Origin of the sequence: Treponema sp. OMZ 840, assembly GCF_050937815.1 — a bacterium.
Taxonomy (GTDB): domain Bacteria; phylum Spirochaetota; class Spirochaetia; order Treponematales; family Treponemataceae; genus Treponema_C.
Map to the genome: position 1 here is coordinate 1 of NZ_JACDIJ010000022.1, position 19,570 is coordinate 19,570.

The 19,570-nt window shown below is 41.5% G+C and carries 14 protein-coding genes; 2 read left to right on the forward strand and 12 right to left on the reverse strand.

Annotation, left to right across the window (positions count from 1 at the left end; genetic code table 11):
* Nucleotides 1-279: 279 nt before the first annotated feature.
* Genes H0R92_RS13660 through H0R92_RS13670 form a run of 3 tightly spaced genes read right to left on the reverse strand, consistent with a single transcriptional unit; the run spans nucleotide 280 to nucleotide 8,615 of the window.
* Nucleotides 280-585, reverse strand: a complete 306-nt coding sequence (locus tag H0R92_RS13660; RefSeq protein ID WP_432966108.1) for a hypothetical protein — start codon at nucleotides 583-585, stop codon at nucleotides 280-282.
* A 45-nt stretch (nucleotides 586-630) separates the two neighbouring features.
* The gene (locus H0R92_RS13665; RefSeq protein ID WP_432966111.1) at nucleotides 631-5,601 is read right to left on the reverse strand and encodes a PP2C family protein-serine/threonine phosphatase; all 4,971 of its coding nucleotides are present in this window, start codon (nucleotides 5,599-5,601) and stop codon (nucleotides 631-633) included.
* Entirely contained in the window at nucleotides 5,598-8,615 is a 3,018-nt protein-coding gene (locus H0R92_RS13670) for a hypothetical protein (protein ID WP_432966114.1), read from the reverse strand. The genes H0R92_RS13665 and H0R92_RS13670 overlap by 4 nt, the downstream gene beginning before the upstream one ends.
* Before the next feature lie 156 nt (nucleotides 8,616-8,771).
* Between H0R92_RS13670 and H0R92_RS13675 the strand changes: the two genes are divergently transcribed.
* On the forward strand, nucleotides 8,772-10,076 hold the full coding sequence (locus H0R92_RS13675; RefSeq protein ID WP_432966117.1) for a UPF0164 family protein: 1,305 nt from the start codon (nucleotides 8,772-8,774) through the stop codon (nucleotides 10,074-10,076).
* A gap of 58 nt (nucleotides 10,077-10,134) precedes the next feature.
* Here the strand turns inward: H0R92_RS13675 and H0R92_RS13680 are convergent, their stop codons facing one another.
* Genes H0R92_RS13680 through H0R92_RS13690 form a run of 3 tightly spaced genes read right to left on the reverse strand, consistent with a single transcriptional unit; the run spans nucleotide 10,135 to nucleotide 13,184 of the window.
* Nucleotides 10,135-11,718, reverse strand: coding sequence for a 1,4-alpha-glucan branching protein domain-containing protein (locus H0R92_RS13680; protein WP_432966120.1), 1,584 nt, complete (start codon nucleotides 11,716-11,718; stop codon nucleotides 10,135-10,137).
* Nucleotides 11,719-11,722: 4 nt separating this feature from the next.
* Nucleotides 11,723-12,409 carry a DUF4912 domain-containing protein gene (locus H0R92_RS13685; protein ID WP_432966122.1) on the reverse strand — a complete coding sequence of 229 codons (687 nt, stop codon included), beginning with the start codon at nucleotides 12,407-12,409 and terminating at the stop codon, nucleotides 11,723-11,725.
* A gap of 34 nt (nucleotides 12,410-12,443) precedes the next feature.
* Complete coding sequence (locus tag H0R92_RS13690) at nucleotides 12,444-13,184, reverse strand: RluA family pseudouridine synthase (RefSeq protein ID WP_432966125.1); 741 nt, start codon at nucleotides 13,182-13,184, stop codon at nucleotides 12,444-12,446.
* A gap of 90 nt (nucleotides 13,185-13,274) precedes the next feature.
* Between H0R92_RS13690 and H0R92_RS13695 the strand changes: the two genes are divergently transcribed.
* Nucleotides 13,275-14,462 carry a hypothetical protein gene (locus H0R92_RS13695; protein WP_432966128.1) on the forward strand — a complete coding sequence of 396 codons (1,188 nt, stop codon included), beginning with the start codon at nucleotides 13,275-13,277 and terminating at the stop codon, nucleotides 14,460-14,462.
* A gap of 99 nt (nucleotides 14,463-14,561) precedes the next feature.
* On the opposite strand, the gene H0R92_RS13700 is transcribed toward H0R92_RS13695, so the two are convergent.
* The 6 genes from H0R92_RS13700 to H0R92_RS13725 all read right to left on the reverse strand — a co-directional run.
* On the reverse strand, nucleotides 14,562-14,762 hold the full coding sequence (locus H0R92_RS13700; RefSeq protein WP_432966131.1) for a hypothetical protein: 201 nt from the start codon (nucleotides 14,760-14,762) through the stop codon (nucleotides 14,562-14,564).
* 213 nt (nucleotides 14,763-14,975) lie between these two features.
* Nucleotides 14,976-15,998 (reverse strand): NADase-type glycan-binding domain-containing protein, encoded by a 1,023-nt coding sequence (locus H0R92_RS13705; RefSeq protein ID WP_432966134.1) that lies wholly within the window; start codon nucleotides 15,996-15,998, stop codon nucleotides 14,976-14,978.
* Nucleotides 15,999-16,225: 227 nt separating this feature from the next.
* On the reverse strand, nucleotides 16,226-16,999 hold the full coding sequence (locus tag H0R92_RS13710) for a hypothetical protein (RefSeq protein WP_432966137.1): 774 nt from the start codon (nucleotides 16,997-16,999) through the stop codon (nucleotides 16,226-16,228).
* Nucleotides 16,989-17,711, reverse strand: coding sequence for an SH3 domain-containing protein (locus tag H0R92_RS13715; protein WP_432966140.1), 723 nt, complete (start codon nucleotides 17,709-17,711; stop codon nucleotides 16,989-16,991). The genes H0R92_RS13710 and H0R92_RS13715 overlap by 11 nt, the downstream gene beginning before the upstream one ends.
* Before the next feature lies 1 nt (nucleotide 17,712).
* Nucleotides 17,713-19,080 (reverse strand): hypothetical protein, encoded by a 1,368-nt coding sequence (locus H0R92_RS13720; protein WP_432966143.1) that lies wholly within the window; start codon nucleotides 19,078-19,080, stop codon nucleotides 17,713-17,715.
* A 198-nt stretch (nucleotides 19,081-19,278) separates the two neighbouring features.
* Nucleotides 19,279-19,570, reverse strand: a 292-nt coding sequence (locus H0R92_RS13725; protein ID WP_432966146.1) for a hypothetical protein, incomplete at its 5' end; no start/stop codon positions are given.

Below are 19,570 nucleotides of genomic sequence, written 5' to 3' on the forward strand. Positions count from 1 at the left end.
TATGACCGCTTTTCAGCTGCCACAGAAACATTTTCGCTGTACCTTCCGTACAGCTGCCCTTTTCTTTTGTACCCGAACCATACTTGCGTTCTTTCTTCCCTTCCCTAGTATTTCAAGTTTCTCCGGTTTTACACGTCATACACGTTTCAACCGACCCCGCAAAGCACTGTGATTGTTGCCTTAGCGGCGAGTGAATTGAATATATCATATCTCACTATTTTATGTCAAGCGCATTATCGCTTTTTTTTACTTTTTTTCTCTTTTCTTTCAGTTCCCTTTTTAAGCTTCCTTTGCACGAATCTCCATTTCACGTTTTATATGTTCAATTTCATCAAGCAAGGCGGAAATTTCGGCATTCTTTATTGTAACCGAAGTTTTTTGTTTACAAATCAATATATCATATACCAATAAACCGAGTTTGGCAAAGCATTTTTCACTTTGACGTTCAAGGCGGTTCAATTCTATTTTTGTAATTCCCTTATCACCCAATTCTTGAATTTTAGCTCCCGCTTTTACAAGGGCTTGCTGGGAAACATCAACGCTTTTATCGACCATCGTTTTCATCTTTTCAAAAAAATCGTTCACATGCGCCTCCTTATGCACAGCATTTTACGCCATGAAATTAATATACTATTTTTTCTTTATTCCGACTAGCGTAAGGTCATCAAATTGTTCATCTTCTTCTACATGGGTATAAAACATATACTCATCCCGCAACCCCGGCTGAAAATGTTCGGCTTGATGTGAACAATAGACAGGATATTGTACAAAATGCTCTTTTAAAAACGCATCGATTTTTTTATCGACAACCGCATGATCGTAAGCATCGGCATGCGGATCTTTATACATACGGAAAATTTTTTCTACACAGACAAGAGCCATCACCCCTTCTTCCGGAGTTCCGCTGCAATCGGAAAAATCGAATTCGAACACGTCGTCTTTGGAAAAATTTTGCGGATCTCTTTTTTTTACCAAAGAATAAGTCCGACGTTTAAAAACCGCTTCTATGATATCATGTACGCGCTCGGCCGACATTTCTTCGCCGTCTACAATACTGGCCCCCTTTTGCCCCATGTAAACAATATAATCATACACTTCTTTTTTCATTTTTTTGATACAGTCTACAAATTCTTTTGAAACGGTAAGTTTATTGTATGATTTTATATATGAAAGAATCTTAGTTTTATGCAGCCGAGTTTCTGTTTGTTCCGCTTGAGCTTCATATAAAGATACCCAGTCTTTGGGGCGGCGTAAAGCGTGCATATATTTTTTCGGATCCGAGATGTCGCTTGATTTTTCTTGCAAAAATTTCAATAAGTCTTCAGGAATTGTTTTTTCGAAATTCAAATACGCTTTGCCTTCCTTTTTTTTCTGCTGTTCGGCATATAATTTTAAATACGCGGCATAACCGTCCTGTTCTTCACGAGTCACAAGAATATCGGTTTCGTCACGGAATTTTAAGGCAACCCCTTCCCTGTCACGGTACAAGCGCTTTGCTTCTTCGATACCGTCGGTGTATAAAAATAAAATATCGCCCGAATCCAAGTGAACTTTTTCTACCGGATAACCGCCGCGCATTTCAACAAGATCTGAAGGGAAAGCCCCCGCAGTCGGGGTTGCCGTCAGTGTGATTGTTTTTTTCTGCCCGACGGAAGCATCGTACACGTGAATCAGGTTATCGCCGGCATTGCAAAAATAAAAATCGCCGGCAACGGAATCAAAGATAGCTAATGTAAAAGCGGCAAATTTCCCGAACAAATTTCTGTTTACCAAGTGATCGTTAATTTTATATACCAAAGGTGAAAGATCGGTTCCGTTTTTGCGTATACTCCATCCGTTAAAATATTCGGTAAACAATGCCGCAACTTCCGCCATAATAAGAGCTGCAGGAGACCCCTTACCCGACACGTCAACCTTTATAACGGCAAAGTGCCGGTCGTCCAATTTTCTATAATCGAAGTAGTCGCCGGAAACACCCTTTGCACCTTCATAATAACCGAAAAACTGTACATAAGGCGTATCAAGCCGTCCGACCGACTGCTTTACCTTTTTTCCGCCGACAGACACTTCATCCAAAGGCAAAAAAGCACGCTGTACTTCTTTTCCACCGAGAAGCATATTTTCGTTAACGGCCGCTTCAACAAGGGCACGGGTCATGTCGTTGACGTTTTCACTTAAAAGTCCTATTTCGTCGCCGGCGGTTACGGGAATATCTTTGCCGGCAAGCTCTGCCTTATCACCCGTATCACGGATCATCACGACATGGGACGCCAAACGGCGTATCGGTTTAATGATAATTGAAGCTAAAACCAAGGAACCTGCAATTCCTATAATAATTGCAACAAGGGCAATAGCCGAAGCGGTAAAAACAACCGTTAAGGTTGCTTTATACACGGTTTTGATAAGCTCTTCGGTACTGAGTTTAAGTACAATAACGGATCGCACATAAATTTGTTCGGTTCCCCGCCGGTATAATACGGGTTTATAAAAAAGATATTCCGTTACATCGCGGGATAAACGGACATTGTTGAATTCAGGAAAAGAACCCGAACCCCTTTTCGACAAATCATTTAAAGCACGGTTAAGCGTTTGGGTAAGCTGAGTACTTACCGACTGAATATCGTTTCTTCGTTCGATAGACGCTTTATCGGTTTTTAAAGCCAACGACAAACCTTCCGCCGATAAAGAAACTATTTCAAAAGAAATACCGCCGATTTGTTTTTCGGCTTCTTCGTTTAAACGGGAAATTCTATCGCCTATAGAAACGGTTTCTTCATGGACAAAGCGGGAAGCACCGAGTATCAGTGTTTTGCTGTCTATTTTAGCTTCAATATCGGGGTCGTTAGAAGCCCAGACGTAATCTATATTTGTATTACGGCCGTCGGCGGGTAAGCCTAAAATAGTAACATACTGAATTTCAGGCATGGATTGACTTTGATTTAAAAGCAAACCCAATTCAAGCATGTTTTGTCCGGGCATGTAATTTTTTACACCGGATGCAAAACTTTCCATCAAAACGGCAACACGATCTTCCAATCCTTTAGCAAGCGTGCTTTCCTGGGTTCGGACGAATATAATGCCCAAGGGAATCGATACAAATAAGGTAAGCAGGAGTACCAAAATCGATGTAAAAAACATCATTTTATACTTTAAGCTCATTCCCCTTTGCTTTAATTCTTTTACCTTTTGTGTTCCTTCCGATAACATACTGTCTCCTAAAATAAGGGCGCGAACTTCACGTTTTACCGCAAGAGAATCCCGTATTGTTATAAACATGTGCCGCGACACAAAAAAGAATCCGGACGCAGCAAGGATAAACACGATCAACAGTAAAACATCGCTCATTTGAATTGTATAACGGTACTTCGAACTGTACTCTTTCCATGCCGGTTGAAAACGATATGCATAATCGCCGGTTTTTACGGTACCGAATTCGTTTACCGATAAAAGCGGTTCTGTCATATACAGTCCCCGCCGAGGATGTAACAGCCCGACCCGATATGTGCCGCTTTCCAAGCCGGCAAATTCTATACCGCTTATTTTTCTATCCGATAAAATTTTAAATCCGCCGCTTTTGTATTCGAACATTATATCATACGGAGCTTTTCCGTTCCTATCCAAATATACGGCAGAAATATTTCCGTCGGTACCGAAGCCCTTGCCGATTATAGTCAGCGAAGTATTTCCGTATACATCGGTTTGAGGATATACGGCGGACACAGCGGTATACGGGATATACCTATTCAAATAAACGGGAATGACGGCTTTTTTTCCGATATTGCCGGCTACATCGACGGCGGATACGGAAAACAAATACACACCGTTATCTTGGTTCGTCCATGACGCATGGGCGGCCGTACTGACAATTTTTGCCGGAAGTCCGGTTTTATATTCGGCAAGAGCATCCGCCGTATATTTTTGCGGATTGTTTTTATAATCCCGGACAGAAGCGACATACTGCAAAGAATAAGTATATCCGGCAATAAGGTCATCGTCGCCGGAAGCGTTTTTCCACGCAATCTTAAAAGTATTTGAATTCATATAACCGTCGTCACCGGCATCAAGCGCAAAAAACTCCGGCTTTTCAGGCGGCTTTGTATCTTTAAAGTAAGTAATTGACGTACTTTCGGACCAATTGCCGGCATGATCCATAATGCGCGCTTTCAAATACCACAAGCCGTCTTCTTCGACAAAGGCCGCAATGCTCGGCTTTGTAGGAAATTGCATAAATTCTTTGGGCGGTTCTTGTAAATTATCCTTGGTTAAAATCCATGAATACGCGGCAATGCCCGACGAATCTTCCGGTATTTCAAGCCGGGCGCTTATTTTTCCGCCGGCAGAACGTTCTCCGTCTTTAAATGATACTCCTTTTAATACCGGCCGTTTTACCGAACGGTCCGTAGACAGCCGGGTTACCCGATAATTTTTGGGATTTTTTTGCTCCCAAAAGATATGTAAATCTTTTCCGCCGCCGCTTACAAGGGGAGTTCCGAAAACGGAGGTTAAACCGGACGCCGATATACGATTTTCATCCCAAATTTTTCCTTTTTGCGAAGCAAAATAAATATTTTCAACACCGCGTCTGGTATCAACCCATAACGCACAAAGATTTTCGTTATATGTAAATAAAACCGGTTGAAAGGCTGCAACTTGGCGCGGCGAAAGCTGTTCTATAGGACCGCCGACGGCTCCTTGATCGGTTAAAGGCGCAATTACCACCGCAGATCTGTTTGATGAGGTTCGGGAACGTTCCCATGCCAAATAGAGCGTATCTTCAAATACATGCAAAAAAGGTCTTTGATTTGTATATGCGGTTATCGGTTCGGTACCCCGAAATTGCTCGGTGATAAGTACGGGCTCCGACCACTTTGCACCTTTATTGTCGGAATATGAAGAATATAACTGATAGGTAACGCGGTTGTTTGCAATATATGTTGATTGGAATACAACCACTTCACGACCGCTCGGCAAAACCGTAAAATCGGGAACAAAAGAATTGTTAAAATCCCGTGCAGGAGCAAAATCATTGAAGTTCGACCATGTTTTTCCGTCAGCCGAATGAGATAATTTAAGTGAAAAACTTTGGCTGCTTCCTTGTGTTGCAAAAAGCACAAAACCGCCGGCGATGCCGCGAAAAACACGAGGGGCCACAACCGAGCTTCCGGTTTGCGTCAATTTTACTTCATTAAAGGATAATCCGAAATTATCGGAGGTAAATACGGAAATTGTTTTCGGATCCGCAAGAACACAAATGCAAATGACGTTATTTGAAGAAACGGCAGCCGAAAACAAATGGGGAACTTCGCCCGAATAAGCAAAGGGTCCCGCCAGTTTTTTTTTGGTAAGCCAATAGCCTCCCGTACTCGGCGATAAAACTTGCGCCGAAATCCAAATATTGCCCTGCTGTTCGGATGTTTTTTCTATATCCTGCCATACGATAATAGACGTATCCTGATTATATGCGGCGGTAGGAAAGCGGCTTTCCGAATTTGTAAGCGGAACCGGTTTTTCCCAATAAAAATCTCCGGCGGACAATCCGTATAATAAAGTACAAAAGATGAAAATAAAAAAATATTTATACGATAGTACACGGCGCATCATAACAGTGAATCCACCTTATTTTTTAAATCTATAATTTTTGCGGAATTGCGGAGTTTGGGGTCTTGCCACAAAGAGGCTACGATGGCTGCAGCCGTAATAGTATTGCCTTTAGAAAGCTCTTGAACGGCTTGCTGATATAAAAGTTCTTTTTCCGCCGGCAAAACGACCAAAGACTTCCCGCCCAAACCGGTTTTTATACGATCCGCAAGTATCATAGCTTCCGCATTTTCCGGGTTAAGCAAAAGAGCTTCATCCAATTTGCCTAACGCATTGTTCAAATTCATTTCATCGCGAGTACTGGATTCATATAAACGCGCAGCTTCCTGTACCAATTGTTTCGAGCGGGCAATTTTTCGAGGATCCGGAGGAGGAACGATGACGCCGATTTCAACTTCTATATCATAAATAAGCTGTTTGAGGCCCGGATATTTGGGATTAATTTCGTACAAATCTTTTAAATCGGCATAGGCACGGCCTACGGTAGCGGGATTGCGGTATTCGTTTTTTGCGGCAGTATAGCGCTGTTTAAAAATTTCTTCGAAATCGGCAGGGTTTATCACCTTCGATATACGCAATGCAAGCAAATTCGCTTCTTGATTAAGAGGATATAATACTTGAACGTCCTTTATTTTTTCACGCGCAGTATTCAATATTTCAATTCCTTCGGCCCGTAATCCCGATTTGATTTTTTGCGTTCCCTGTTCGAAATATTGATAGGCGGCATTAAGTGTTTGACTTATTTCCGGATACAACGGATCCGTAACCGGTATCGAACGGCCGGTTCGAATGGACAGCGCATTGCCGATTAAGGCTTTTAGATTTACAACCTCCGTATTCGGATCTATATTTGTAACTGCCCACCGGTCTTCGGCTTGAAGTATAAGCCTTTCGGCTTGTTCAAAATCACTGTTATAATATAAATTGCGTGCATCTATAATAAGAAGACGTACATCGCGCACAACCTTATTGTTTTCAAGCCGCACAATATCGGCTCCCAAAGCATCGAGCCGTTCATCCGTTTGCGCACGTAACGACGGCGAATCTTGATACAATAAAGATTCATTGTATTTATTCCGCGCTTGCTGCAGCGATTCACGGCTGGCATCGAAATTCTCTTCCTGTAAAGCCGTACGCGCTTGCGTATATCTGAAGTCGGCTTCGTTTTTTGCCTGTTGAGCGGCCCTTATACGGCGTTGAGCAAGGGATGCCGAAGTATCGATACGGGTCAATAAATCTTTTAAAAAATCAAGATCCGACGATGCGCTTTTATAGTTTGAAACAAAGGTTTGCGATCCCGGCTGAGCACGCACGGGAGAATCGGGAGCCGTTGAAAGAAAATTAAAGCGTACATATAAAGAACTCATTTCTTCGTTCAAATCTTTTTTTAATTTTTGCAGTTCTGTAAGCGCTTCGGAAGGCAATGACGGACGGGCGGTATCCAAACTTTCATTTATGAGGTCCGTGTATTCTTCATAAGAAGAAGTATAGCGTTTTTTAACGGCACTCGAAGCATTTTTAACAAACGAACTTATATCTTCCCAAGCGTCTATTCCCGAAACAATGTTTTCTGCGGCAAAAGAATCCAAAAACACCGTAATAACCGTATAAAGAGGTTCCCAAGGCGGCAAAGAAAAAGACTGCAGCGCATGTGTCAATTCAGGCTCTAAAAAAGGACGGCGCGTATCGGTCAGTATTTTTATATCCTGCCGCACTTCCGCTGCGGCTTTAAATTTATTTTGACCGTATGTTTTCAGCGAATCGGAATACGATACAAATCCGAGATTTTCTTTTAGTCCCATATAGGAAGGAACCGATATGTTATCATATCTGTCTTTTTCCGCTGCGAACGTTTGCCTTTGCGAATACAGCTTTTGAACTGCCTGCATCAGTGTTTTATTATAATCCAAAGCGGCATTATATGCCGTATAAAAAGAAGGCATTGCAGGACCTTCGGGCTGTTCCAATAGCGAATATAAAAAAATAAAAGCTTTTCCCATATCCGCAACGGAAACAATTCGTCCGGCTTTGTCTTTTAAGGATAGGTTAGACCCCGAAACGGACGGCACGGCGGGTAATTCTTCGGCAAGGTCGTTGGAATATTTTTCCATAAAGGCGGTTAACAAAACACGGGATTCGGAACACAAAATATCCCACTGCATATCCATAGCCCGGACAATTCCGGTATCCGGATTCGATTCGCGTCCCAGAATAAGCCGATATGCAAACGGTAAAAAAGAAGCTTCGGTCAATTCGAGATTTTGTTTTTTTAATTCCCGGAAACTCTCTCTAAAATAATGTCCGCCGTGCACAAAGGTATTACGGATGTCCGCATATTCATGCAAAACCGAATCGATTGTTTTATAGGAATCAAGAGAAGCGTCGATATCATAAGCGGACAAAGAAGCGTTAAATCTTTTAAAAGCCGCAATGAGTTTGTTTTGCAGGGACTCGTAAGCGTTTACACTCTGTAACATATCCGACAAATATGTATCCGATTGAGTTAAAAGAGGGGTATCCGCAAACTCATAATAAAATTCGTCTTTATACAATACAAACCCGTCCGAAAGACGGCGCACGGCCGCACCAAAACGCCGCTGTTCCATGAGCCGGGAAGATTCGCTCATAATATTATCGAATACGGCACGGTAATAAGTAAACTGGGAAGCAACCTTTGTTTCGTCTATAAATTGAAGTTCGGTTTCGGTCGGATCGTTTTCGTAATTTTCCAGCCGCGCAATAAAGCGTAACTTTTTTTCATCATTTAGAGGTTCGTCTATAATGACATCGATCAACTCTTCCGCTGCCGCCGTATATCCGGAACGCAGTTTAAAAATCTTATCGATTCTTCGTTGAACATTATCGAATTCATGAGGATTACGCGTAACATATTTTTCAAGGAAAAAAAGAGCTTCATTGAGCTTTCCCCGGGCAATAAGCTCATCGGCACCGGCTAAATTTTTATCCTCGCGCCCTGCTGCATACAAACTTACAGCAATGAGAAAAATAAAAATCAAAGCCGGCAATTTTTTTCCGATAGTATACTCCTATGTACTATTACTGTAACACATATTCAGAATATTTAAAAGTATCCATTTTCGTTATTATTTTCGGTGTTTTAGTACTAAAAAATAATGAAAAAACTCCGAAAATAGAGTATACTTATAGTAATAATGAGAAGAAACCGATTAAAAAAACATATTTTTATTTTTCTCTGTTTTTGTATATGGGGACACACTTTTATGTTTGCCGCCGATACCGCCAAGCCCTATGAATTTTTTTTGCATACTTTTAATATTTTAAAAGATCCCAATGCCGGCCTTACATCCTTCCGCTCTTTATATATCCCCATAGGCGGCCGTTCCGAAGCTATGGGATCGGCTTTTACGGCCATGAGCGACGACGCGGCCGCTTTAGAATACAATCCCGCAGCCAGTTCTCTTTTAAAGCAAACCGAACTGGCTTTATTCCATAATTTTTGGATAGCCGACTCGTCGGTTGACAGTTTGATATTTACCCGCAGAACGGATGATTTGGGATACGGTGTCGCACTAAAAAGTTTTTATATACCCTTTACCGAATACAGTATTTTCGGAGAACGAACAACAAGCAGTTATTATTCGGAAACAACGGCAATCTTAAACCTTTCATATAACTTTCTTGCAGGTTACACATTTAAAGGTATTGCCGTCGGAACGAATTTAAAAACATCTTTTAGAAGCGTACCCGATTACAGCGATAACATTTCAGGTCAGCCGATAAAAAAAAGCGGACTGTCGCAATCCGGCTGTGCGGTAACCGGCGATTTAGGAATTTTATTGCGCTTTAATGCGGCAAAATTGTATACATCCCGCGATACCAATTTTAATGTCGGTTTTGCAGTACATAATGCGGGCTGGGCATGGACAGGATTCGGAAAACGAATTACGAACGACAACCCTCCTCCGGCCTATATATCCGCAGGGCTTTTTTATAAAATGATAAAACCTCTTACCTTTGTATGTGAAATTCAGCAGCCGCTGAACATTATAGAACCTGCAAAATCCGAACGTTTAAGCGCAGCCGTCGGTGCGGAAATAAATATAACGGAATTTTTTGCCCTGCAAACCGGTTTTTTACTCAGAGGTTTAAACCCTAAAATAAGTATCGGCTCGTCGGTTGAATGGAACAAAATGATTTTTAACATAAGCTATTCTTTTGATCTTACCTCTTCGTTAAACCCCGTAAATAAAATCAGCTTGGCGGCAAAACTGACTCTCGGCGACAGCGGAAGACAAAAAAAGTCCGATACGGCCGACAAGTTGTATATTGAAGGCATTCAACTGTACGCACAAGGAAAATTCGAAGAAGCGATTGAAAAATGGCGGCAAGTTTTGGAATTGTTTCCCCGCTTCGATCCGGCAAAAGCGGGAATAGAAACCGCACAGGGAACAATCGATTTACACAAAAGAATACGCGATATCCAAACCCTTTATTGATACAGGGCTGTCCAAAACCTTCAGTTTGGGAACAATCCCCTTTTAGACAATTCCGTTTTCAGCGTTTTTTGCCGAATATGCGGTAATTTATCCAGGGGAAAAGCGGAAAATCCTTTTCGGTACGGGTAAGCCATTCGGTACTGACACTGTTTGCCCCTAAAGAATCGTAAATTGTGGAAAACCCCTGTACGCTGTATTTAAAAATATCGCATGCATAATCGGATTTGATTCCGGCATGAAGCATACGCGGCCAATCGGAACTCTGTGCAATAAGAACTTGTTTTGCAGCCAAATTCAAACACCGCTCTTTTAAACCGCTGTCGCCGGAAAAACGGTCGGCAAGGTCAACCATACGTTCCGCCGCTTTAAGCGCATATCGAAGCATCCAACTGTTCGATTTATCCAATAAATTTTCGGCATACCCGGAACCTTCATTGGCGCTCATAAACGGCGATATTTCTTGTAAGTCGGGTTGTTTTCTCAAAACATCGGAATATGAAGTGCATGTAATGCCGCCGCTTTGTGCCGCCTGCCGAAACACCTGTTCCAGCCAATAAATTCCTTCATACCAGTTTTGTCCCAAATCGCGCGCATCAATCGCACAAACCAATGAAACCGATTTTCCGCCGAGTTCGCGTGAAGCCTTTTCGAGTCGTTCTTCCTTTGAAGCTAAAAATTTTGCAGCATCAAGGGCGGCTTGTTTGTCGGCAGCGCAATGGTTATAAATCGTTTTTGGGGATTTTTGCGCCCAATATTTAAAGCCGGTTACGCAGCGTTCTCTTTGCCCCTGCAAAAGCGGCTGCAAATCATCAAGCGGAAAATCAAAACCTATATCGCCGTTTTGATTACGGTATACGGCATTTTTTACAAAATTTTGATTGATATCTTCAGGCGTTTTCGGATCCCGGCCGAATACGGCAAGGCTGTTGCGGCAGCAGGCGGGAGAAAAAACACCGTTTTGCGGCATCGGTTCGGAAAACAAAAAACCGTGTGAATCCAGAACGGTATACGAAAAACCGTATTTACGGATATTTTTTTCAAGGCCTTCCATATACCCCATTGCCGGAAGCCAAAAGCCTTCCGGAATCGCACCGAAATAATTGCGGTGAGAAACAAGCCCCATTTCAATTTGTGCATCGATAGCTTCGTTTAATTTCCGGTAATGCGGCAAAAAACAAAATGAAGCGGCCGTTACCAAAAATTCGATATGCCCGACCGAAGCAAATTCGGCAAATTTCGGTAAAAGCATCCCCCCGCATAAAGTAAAAAAATTCTTTTTTTGTTTAAGCTGTTTAACGTAAAACTTCACCAAGGCCGCCAAATCGGGCATATTTTTCGTACGTTCGATTTCTTGTTCGCCTAAAGCTATCAAGCGTTCAAGCCAAAGGCTGTATTCTTCTTGTACAACCGGGTCATCCAAAAGGGCGCACAGCGTCGGACTTAAAACAAGCGACAAGGAAAAGGGAACTTCATCCTTTTGAAGATTTTCCATCATTTTTAAAAGCGGAATATACGTGTCGGTAATTGCCGGAAAAAGAGTGTTTTGCCAAATAGAGGGAATACTTTTTTCAATACAGCGTGTATAACCTTGGTGTGCAACTAAAGTTATAACAAGCTGCCGTTTTACATTTTTATGTTGCATATAATTACTCATCCAATAAAAAAGATTGTCTGTGTTCGTTATATTGCGAACGGATAAGCTCAGGCAAACCGGATAAAGTAAAAACAGGTGAAAAAGTTTTACGCAAAGAAATCGAACTTATATCGGGATGTTGTTGAGGAATCGGAATACAAGCGGATTGACACAGTTCTAAAGGACGTTTATCCGCAAATTCGGCAATTAAAGAAACACGAAGCATATGTGCATGGGACGAAAGCAATATATATTGATCGCGATCGGCATTTTCAACGGAAATATCAAAGATATCCGATGCATTTATATCATCCGATTTTCTAAAATATGAAATACGCAGTATAAATTTTATAAATGCTTTATCTTTCGTCGTCTTTGAAAAATCCGATTTTTTTATATCCCAATATACATAACACCAGGCGGGGTTTCTTAATACGGCTGTAATTTTATTTTCATTATATGAAAAAGGTAATTCCGGCCTTATGTCGGTTCCGTTTTCAGTGCCCTCCGTCCCCAGCTTTTCATACAAATCGGACGTTTTACTTTTTCTATGTTCGGCAGCCGCTTCCAATAATTCGGCAATAATAAAACGGCGGGTCAAATCTTCCGGTATATCAATACCGTATTCATCGGCCAAATCATTCAAATCGGCCGACGATAAGGTTTCAAGATACGATCTTGTAATGTCCTTTCTCTCCATAGTTTGTCTATGTTATATATTTTCTCCAATTCTATCAAGGGGCAAAACCCAAAACCGCAAGACTTTTGTTCATATAATCGGGAATCGGGATTTCTAAAACGGAAGGCAAGCCTGAAAAAACACCGTCCGGCGGCAAATGCACGGGCGGACTTTTGTGCACGGGCGGACTTTTAAAAGAATCCGGTGAAAAGCGCAAACATACGGCCGCAAGGTGCAGTTTTTTTATATCGAATTGTTTGCGTAATAAGCGGTTCAGCTTAAAGTCGCCGTATTTATCGTCGCCGGCAATGGGAGTGCCTTGACGCGCAAGATGTATTCGTATTTGATGCATACGCCCTGTTCCCAAACGCAGCCGGACAAAAGAAAAACGCAGAGAACCGCCGTTATCCGTTTGAAGCGCGGTACGGCTTTGTGTTTCGATTTTAAAAAATGTAAGAGCTTGTTTTGCGTTTCCCTTGCGCATAACGGGCTCTGAAATACAGCCTTCGGTGTTTGAAAATTCGCCGGTACACAAAGCGCAGTATTCTTTTTGTACGGCCGAAGAGGCAATAAGCCCGGTCCACAAGGCGGCGGCGCGGGCATTTTTTGCGGTTATTAAAAGACCTGAAGTATCCTTATCCAAGCGGTGTACAAGATGAATTTTGCAACCCAGCTGCTCGGATAAAACTCCGTCGACCGCCGACACCACGCCCGCGCCGCCTTGCACCGCGAGTCCCGACGGCTTATTTATAATGCATATATCATCGTCTTCGTATACAACGGGAATAGGAGTCATGCGCCATAGTATACGGAATAAGGGGCGTTAACGCAAGCAGGCTGTTTTTTGCTTATTGCTTTTTAAGCCGGTTTTACCGATAATAAACCTATGAAAACCGAATACGCAAAAAAAACACCGTATGTTTTTATTTTATGCATTTTTTTTCTGTGTACAGGAATTTTCGGCATCCATGCCGAACAAATGTATTCGCCCGCATGGGGCTATTTCCTTGATATTCCCGAAGGCTTTAGCCTCGCCTATAAACAAGCCGATACAAGCTATCAATTCGAACACGACTTTTTTCCCGTTACACTGATTATCCGCTCCTGGCCCGAATCGGTACCGACAGGCGAAAAAATGAAGGATGTTCTTAAAAAACTTAAAGCCGCAGGAGAAACCGAAGACCTTACATGGCGCGGTAGAACCTGTACGATTGCTCTTTTCGATATGAGCGCCAAAACCGGTGCCAATAAGGGCTGGGCTGTGTGTGTACCCATGGACGAAGAAAAAGGTGTAACGCTTGTACTGTGCTATGCCCCCGAAACACGCTTTGAACAATCGGAAGCCTTGATTATTTCGGCGCTCGATTCTTTTTCACCGCACATCGGCAACCCGAACGCAAACGGTATTATGACCGATTTCGCCTATCCGAAAAAGGGCGCGCTGCTCACAAGCATTAACATCGGGAAAACCGAAATCCCGGTTGAATTCGATATGTCGGACAGCGAAGCCCACAACGCGCTCATCGAACGCGAATACGCTATCCTCGCTTCATTTCTCGGCTCTCCCCTCTTGGAAAAAGCATGGCAGCGTTATTACCGTATGATTTACCGCGATGCATACAAGCGCCTCGAAAAAACGGCCTTTAGTATATACAACGTTTTGGAAGCGGAAGTCCGTGCCGAAAATGCGGGCACACAGGCCTATAAAGAGAGAGCTTTGGCACAAAAACTTTTATCATGGACACAGGCCCTCCCCTACGAAAGGCGGCGTAATTCAAGCGATTTTACCGGCCTTATCGATACTCTGCGGGGAACCGGATCAGACTGCGACAGCCGCGCCCTCTTATTGGCGGTTTTAATGTCGCATATGAATTATAAAACCATGCTTTTTATTTCGCCGCACTTCAGCCACGCCTTTTTCGGTATAGCGATTGAAGGAAAGGGAGCGCGCCTCGAGCAGGACGGCACGCAGTATCTGCTCGGCGAAACAACGGCGCAGGTAGACATAGGTCTTGTCCCTCAGGATATGAGCGACAGCACCAAATGGTTCGGGATAGAAGGATTGGGAAGGTAAAAGCGGCTGAATGCCGCCTTTACACGCCAGGTCAGTCTTCTTTTATAAGCGTCCGTATGCTCGGCGCCTGAAAATTACTGCCGCGGTCGTCCCACAGTTTTACGTCGTGCCGTTTTTTATGTCAAAGCCTTTCCCGCTCTTTAAAGCGCTCGCTTTGCCCCTATGTTTGTCAAGCTGTCCTTCCGCCGTCTTTTTTCCCGTTTCGTCAATCTTGCCGAATACTTTTTCGCTTTCAGCCTCCATATCGCGCTGTACTTGCCGCACGATAAGCTGTATGCCGTATTCGTTTAATCCTTCCAAATTTCCGCTTGCTATCTTCGATGATATGTCCGTCTTTATATATCTAAAGTTTTCGTATGTGTGTACATACTGCTCTTGTCGCGCCGCTTTCTGTCGAAAGCGGCGCTTACCGAGTTTTTATTCCGACTCAAAATCTCCGCCTCTATCGGTACCGTTCACTGTAGCCGCCCTTGTCCGCTTCCCCTTCGTTACATCTTCGCAATATAAAAAACTTTATTCAGCACTGATTTTTTCAGCGTGCTTAAGATATTCTCGTGCAAGGTCGGTATTTGCTGTTTTTAATATATCGGGGTTTACCCACAATCCCGATATCGCCATATCTTCCCATTTTTCTCCGTCGTACACATCCGTAACCGTCAGTTTTACTTTCGTTACTTGCTTGGGAAAATCAATCTGTGCAAAATGCACATAATCTTTAAAAGTATATTCAAAATCGAAACCGGCACCTTGCACCCGCACTGTTTTCATTCGAGCATTCATTTTATACAAATGCGGCCTATCCGTATCTACAAAACCGTTTAGAACTACCAGATTATCTGAGGGGATATGAAAATCAATGTCCAATACGACACCCTTTCCATTCCCTGCTGCCCCTTCTACCATTGGAGTCGAATCATTTACAAAAATACCTTCAAGCCAATGAAGACCATTACTAAACCAACGAAATCGCAGTATGTCATCATCATATACCACTCGTTGTCCCTTAACCGTTTCCGTTAAAAACGGAGCGGACATCTTAACACTCTTAACTACATTCGGCATTATCCATGTAACATCCAATAAACTATCATATTCATTAGGATAAGTAGGAAATATGCCTTTCAGCATATCCATTCTAAGAAATAAAGCTTTCTTATTTCTTTCCTTATAAAAATCAGCAACAACGGTACAGTATCCTCCTCCCTCAATAATTATACAAGAACTTCCGTTAACAACAGCCTTTTGATATAAATTGCCGTTAATAAATATATCCTTTCTAGCAAGCCTTACACATCCGTTCCCTCCTGTTCCTGTATAGATATATTTGTCATCACAGACAATATCAGGCACCATCACCTCGCTTCCGGTTAGTCCACACATGATATCCCATATTCCTTCATCGTCAAACGAAAAGGGCTGTAAGTAGTCTTCAAGCCTCTGATAATATGTAGAAGGAGGGAAAAACCACACGTTGTCAGCATACAAAAACGACACCGATAAACATATATAGAATATACAGATTTGTTTCAGTTTCATACAAATACTCCCATAAAAACTTTTGCAGGAAATATCAATTTCCGAAAAAGTTTTTAGCCGTGCGCACTAGCGCACACGTTCAATAATCGAGTTTGCAAAATAACATATATCGTATTCATTCGATTTTTATCGAAACGACACGTATACACGACTTCTGCAAACATCCGCACAAACTCGAGATAAAGAGTGTCGGCGATATTTCAGACGACACTTTTTATCATTCCTCCTTATCGGTATACCCATTCATAGGGGTTATATTTTTGATAAATTTTTCCGAAAAGAACCGTTCCTACCGGCAATCCGAGTGTCTTTGTTAAAAAGTTGGTATAGCTATAAAAATTTGTCATATTATTATCCCCTCCGGTTACCCCGCAGCCCGTGTTTCCATAATTTTCTGTCGGATGACCTAAATGCCTGCCCTCTGCATAACCTGCGTTACCGTCAGCTCCTACACGATAGCCTTTTGCTATAAGATTGCCCATAACGGCTTGCAAATAAATATCACCTTCGTAAATATATTGAGTTTTAAGATTGTCATTATGGCTCTTCACAATCTTATACGCGACAGCCCCTTCTGCGATAGTTTCAGGCCCCACCCTTATTGTGCGTTTCCCGCCATATAAATCCCTGACATTCATCGGTATAAAGGCCTTAGCTGTATACGGAATCTTTCCTTTACTGTCTTTTCCGGGCAGCATGCTTTGTACTGTTGTCCAGCCGCCAAAGGTTTTTGTCTGGTCACTGATAATATTTCCTTCCAAATCTCGCGAAATTATCGTATGAGAATCCAAGCCTCCATATTCCGACCGCGTTTCATTTTTTTCGGCATTGTATATATAATAACTTCTCGTATCACGGCCTATCCGCTCTTCTATCGTCCCATAGGTAAAGCTTCCGTCTTTATTCACTTTTGCTACTATTGAGCCTTCCAGAACTTTCCTATCCGTAAGGGAAGCATACTCACTCAGTTTTTCCAACCCTACCCAGTTTTTACCGTTCACTGTTGCCGCCCTTGTCCGCTTCCCCTTCGTTACCCTCTTCTATGTCTAGATACTTACCGTATACCCAGCCGTCGGGATAATCCGGATGATCAACTTTATACCAATACCAACTTTCACCGTCAATTTCATATTTCTCAGATGTTTTATCTTTGATTTTCACTTGTAGTCCTTTATTAAGTTTTGTCCATGTATCACAATTCAAATTCGGCTTTACTCTTAATCTTACATTTGAATCATTAACTACGGCATTGCTAATTGGAATTTTTGCCGGTCCGGAGATTCGATAAAAACGTGTTCCTTTTGGATATGAAAAATCATCAAAAATGATTTCCTCATTGTCAATAATTGTTATTCTTACTGTTTCCAAATCATTTTGATTTTGTTGAACAAATCTAACAATGTCATTTTCATAACCTATTTCAAAACGACAACATTTTAATTCTAAGATATTTCCAATCAAGTTTTTTTGTAAAACAAAATAAGGCATTGTTCCATCTTGAACAAAATATCCAAAATTATAATTCCGAAAATTATAAGCCAGTGAAATTGTAGAATAATCGACTATTTTATGTAGTCCATCATTTTTTATCATATAACCGCTTGTCTGAACATAATAGGATGGAATAAAACTCCCCTCATCTAAATAGTTTTCTCCATAAAAATTCAAAATTATGGAAACAAAAAATAAAAACATTAGATAGTTTTTTTTCATATTATTTTGTACCTAAATAAACGGAATTATAATCCAATAGTTTATCAGTAGTGCTACCCGGATTATAAGTGTAATTAAAATACCTATCCGACAATAACCAATGTTCTTTTGTAATCTCGAAAGGCACCTTTACTTTATAACCAATTATTGGATTATTTGAATTACCACCAAACTGTAATTTAAGATTGTTAATATTCATTCTTTCAAAAACCATATTAGTAATATAATCCGGTTGTCTCACGTAAGAATCATCAGAATCTACTAATGGTAACATCTCTCCAGTTTTCCACCATTTAATTTTTTTAGTTGTACTAGAATCCCAAATACTTTGAATTTGAGTGGCATTTAAAATATTACCTGTCAATAATTGTGGAAAAGCAATAGTTGTCATAAAATTACAACCAGATTTATTAATTACTGAATTCAGATTAGGATTAGTTTGTTTCAACACGTCATCCAAAAACGGATTATTTTTATCTATTTTGAATAATTCTACTTCCGTATCCTTACCGTAAGCAGTAAATTTATATTTATTCTTTAACCCTGTAGCATTATTTACTTCTCCTACATGCTTTAATATTAAATTAGAATACCTTCCCGCTAAAACTTCCGGTACTGCATGATTTCTTTCAAATCCTAAATCTACTCCCCATGCCTTTGCTAATTGGCTGTCTACAGTGTTATTATAATATGTATCAAATATCACATCTGGCGTCGCTATTCCTGCTGTACTCATAAAATCATACATATTAAGTCTTTTGCCTTTATTCGTATCTCTTTCGTTTTCATCTAAGGCATACCAATAACCGTTTTTATCCATTTGCATTTCGGCTTTACTCATAAGTTGTTGTGCAACGGCTTTTTCTTCGGGAGTAAATGCAGCATATGCTTTTCCGCTCGTTCCTCCAAGCAGGTTTAATAAACCTGTTTCTATTCCGCTTCCGCCAAGGGTTTCCCCTTCTATCGGCCTATCCGTCCGGGTACCGTCAATACTTATATACTTACCGTCTACATCTCTAAGCCAGCCTTGCCCGTCATTAACCAGTTGACCGCCGTGTGTCAGCAGCCAATAATCCTTACTCCAATCATAGTTGCCCGCTACATGATCAAGCATGGTCATCATATCGCCGCTCTTATAGGCGTCTATGTCTTTTTGTAAGATGGCACTGCCTCCTATAATGCTGTCCATGCTCTCGCTGTAACGTTGGTCTGCGTGCATCCTCAAGGCAAGTTCGGTATGCGTCGCACCGCTTTCTGTCGAAAGCGGATGCTTACCGAGTTTTTGCATAGGCAAAAACTCGCCGACAGTGAAGTTTGTATATGTATTTTTAAGCTTCCGTTTTACATACATCTTTAGCCGTCTTTTCATATGTTCAGTTTAAGTAAGCTCGCACGGCTCCCTTACGGGAGCTCGTGCTTACCGGGTTTTTACTGCGTAAAAACCCGCGGATTTGAAAGTTTGTATATGTATTTTTACACTTCCGTTTTACATACATCTTTAGCCGTCTTTCCTATGTATATTTTAAGCGGGGATGATTAAACAAAGAACGCACTGCATATTCTTTCTTCATAACATATGAGTTTCAGGCCCATAGTAATATGAAACATGATACCAATTTTTGTATTTTGTTTTCTCTATATAATCATACCCCATAAAGAGAAGCTCTTTTTCCGTTAGACTTCCGAGATCTAACTCGGAGCAATAAATAGTACCTCCTTCTAAAAGGCTGTGCCCAAGTAAAAAATCATATGTCTTACCAGTAAAAGAAACAACTGTAATTTCATTCGAAAGCATATTATATTTTTCTTTAATCTGAAAGGGTATGTTTTTTCGGTCAAAATCAATACCTCCTACAAAT

Bases quoted from the DNA above. Each gene is read 5' to 3' on its own strand.
- H0R92_RS13665 (WP_432966111.1), bottom strand. From the start codon at position 5,601: ATGATGCGCCGTGTACTATCGTATAAATATTTTTTTATTTTCATCTTT.
- H0R92_RS13675 (WP_432966117.1), top strand. From the start codon at position 8,772: ATGAGAAGAAACCGATTAAAAAAACATATTTTTATTTTTCTCTGTTTT.
- H0R92_RS13680 (WP_432966120.1), bottom strand. From the start codon at position 11,718: ATGCAACATAAAAATGTAAAACGGCAGCTTGTTATAACTTTAGTTGCA.
- H0R92_RS13685 (WP_432966122.1), bottom strand. From the start codon at position 12,409: ATGGAGAGAAAGGACATTACAAGATCGTATCTTGAAACCTTATCGTCG.
- H0R92_RS13690 (WP_432966125.1), bottom strand. From the start codon at position 13,184: ATGACTCCTATTCCCGTTGTATACGAAGACGATGATATATGCATTATA.
- H0R92_RS13695 (WP_432966128.1), top strand. From the start codon at position 13,275: ATGAAAACCGAATACGCAAAAAAAACACCGTATGTTTTTATTTTATGC.
- H0R92_RS13705 (WP_432966134.1), bottom strand. From the start codon at position 15,998: ATGAAACTGAAACAAATCTGTATATTCTATATATGTTTATCGGTGTCG.
- H0R92_RS13715 (WP_432966140.1), bottom strand. From the start codon at position 17,711: ATGAAAAAAAACTATCTAATGTTTTTATTTTTTGTTTCCATAATTTTG.
- H0R92_RS13720 (WP_432966143.1), bottom strand. From the start codon at position 19,080: ATGAAAAGACGGCTAAAGATGTATGTAAAACGGAAGCTTAAAAATACA.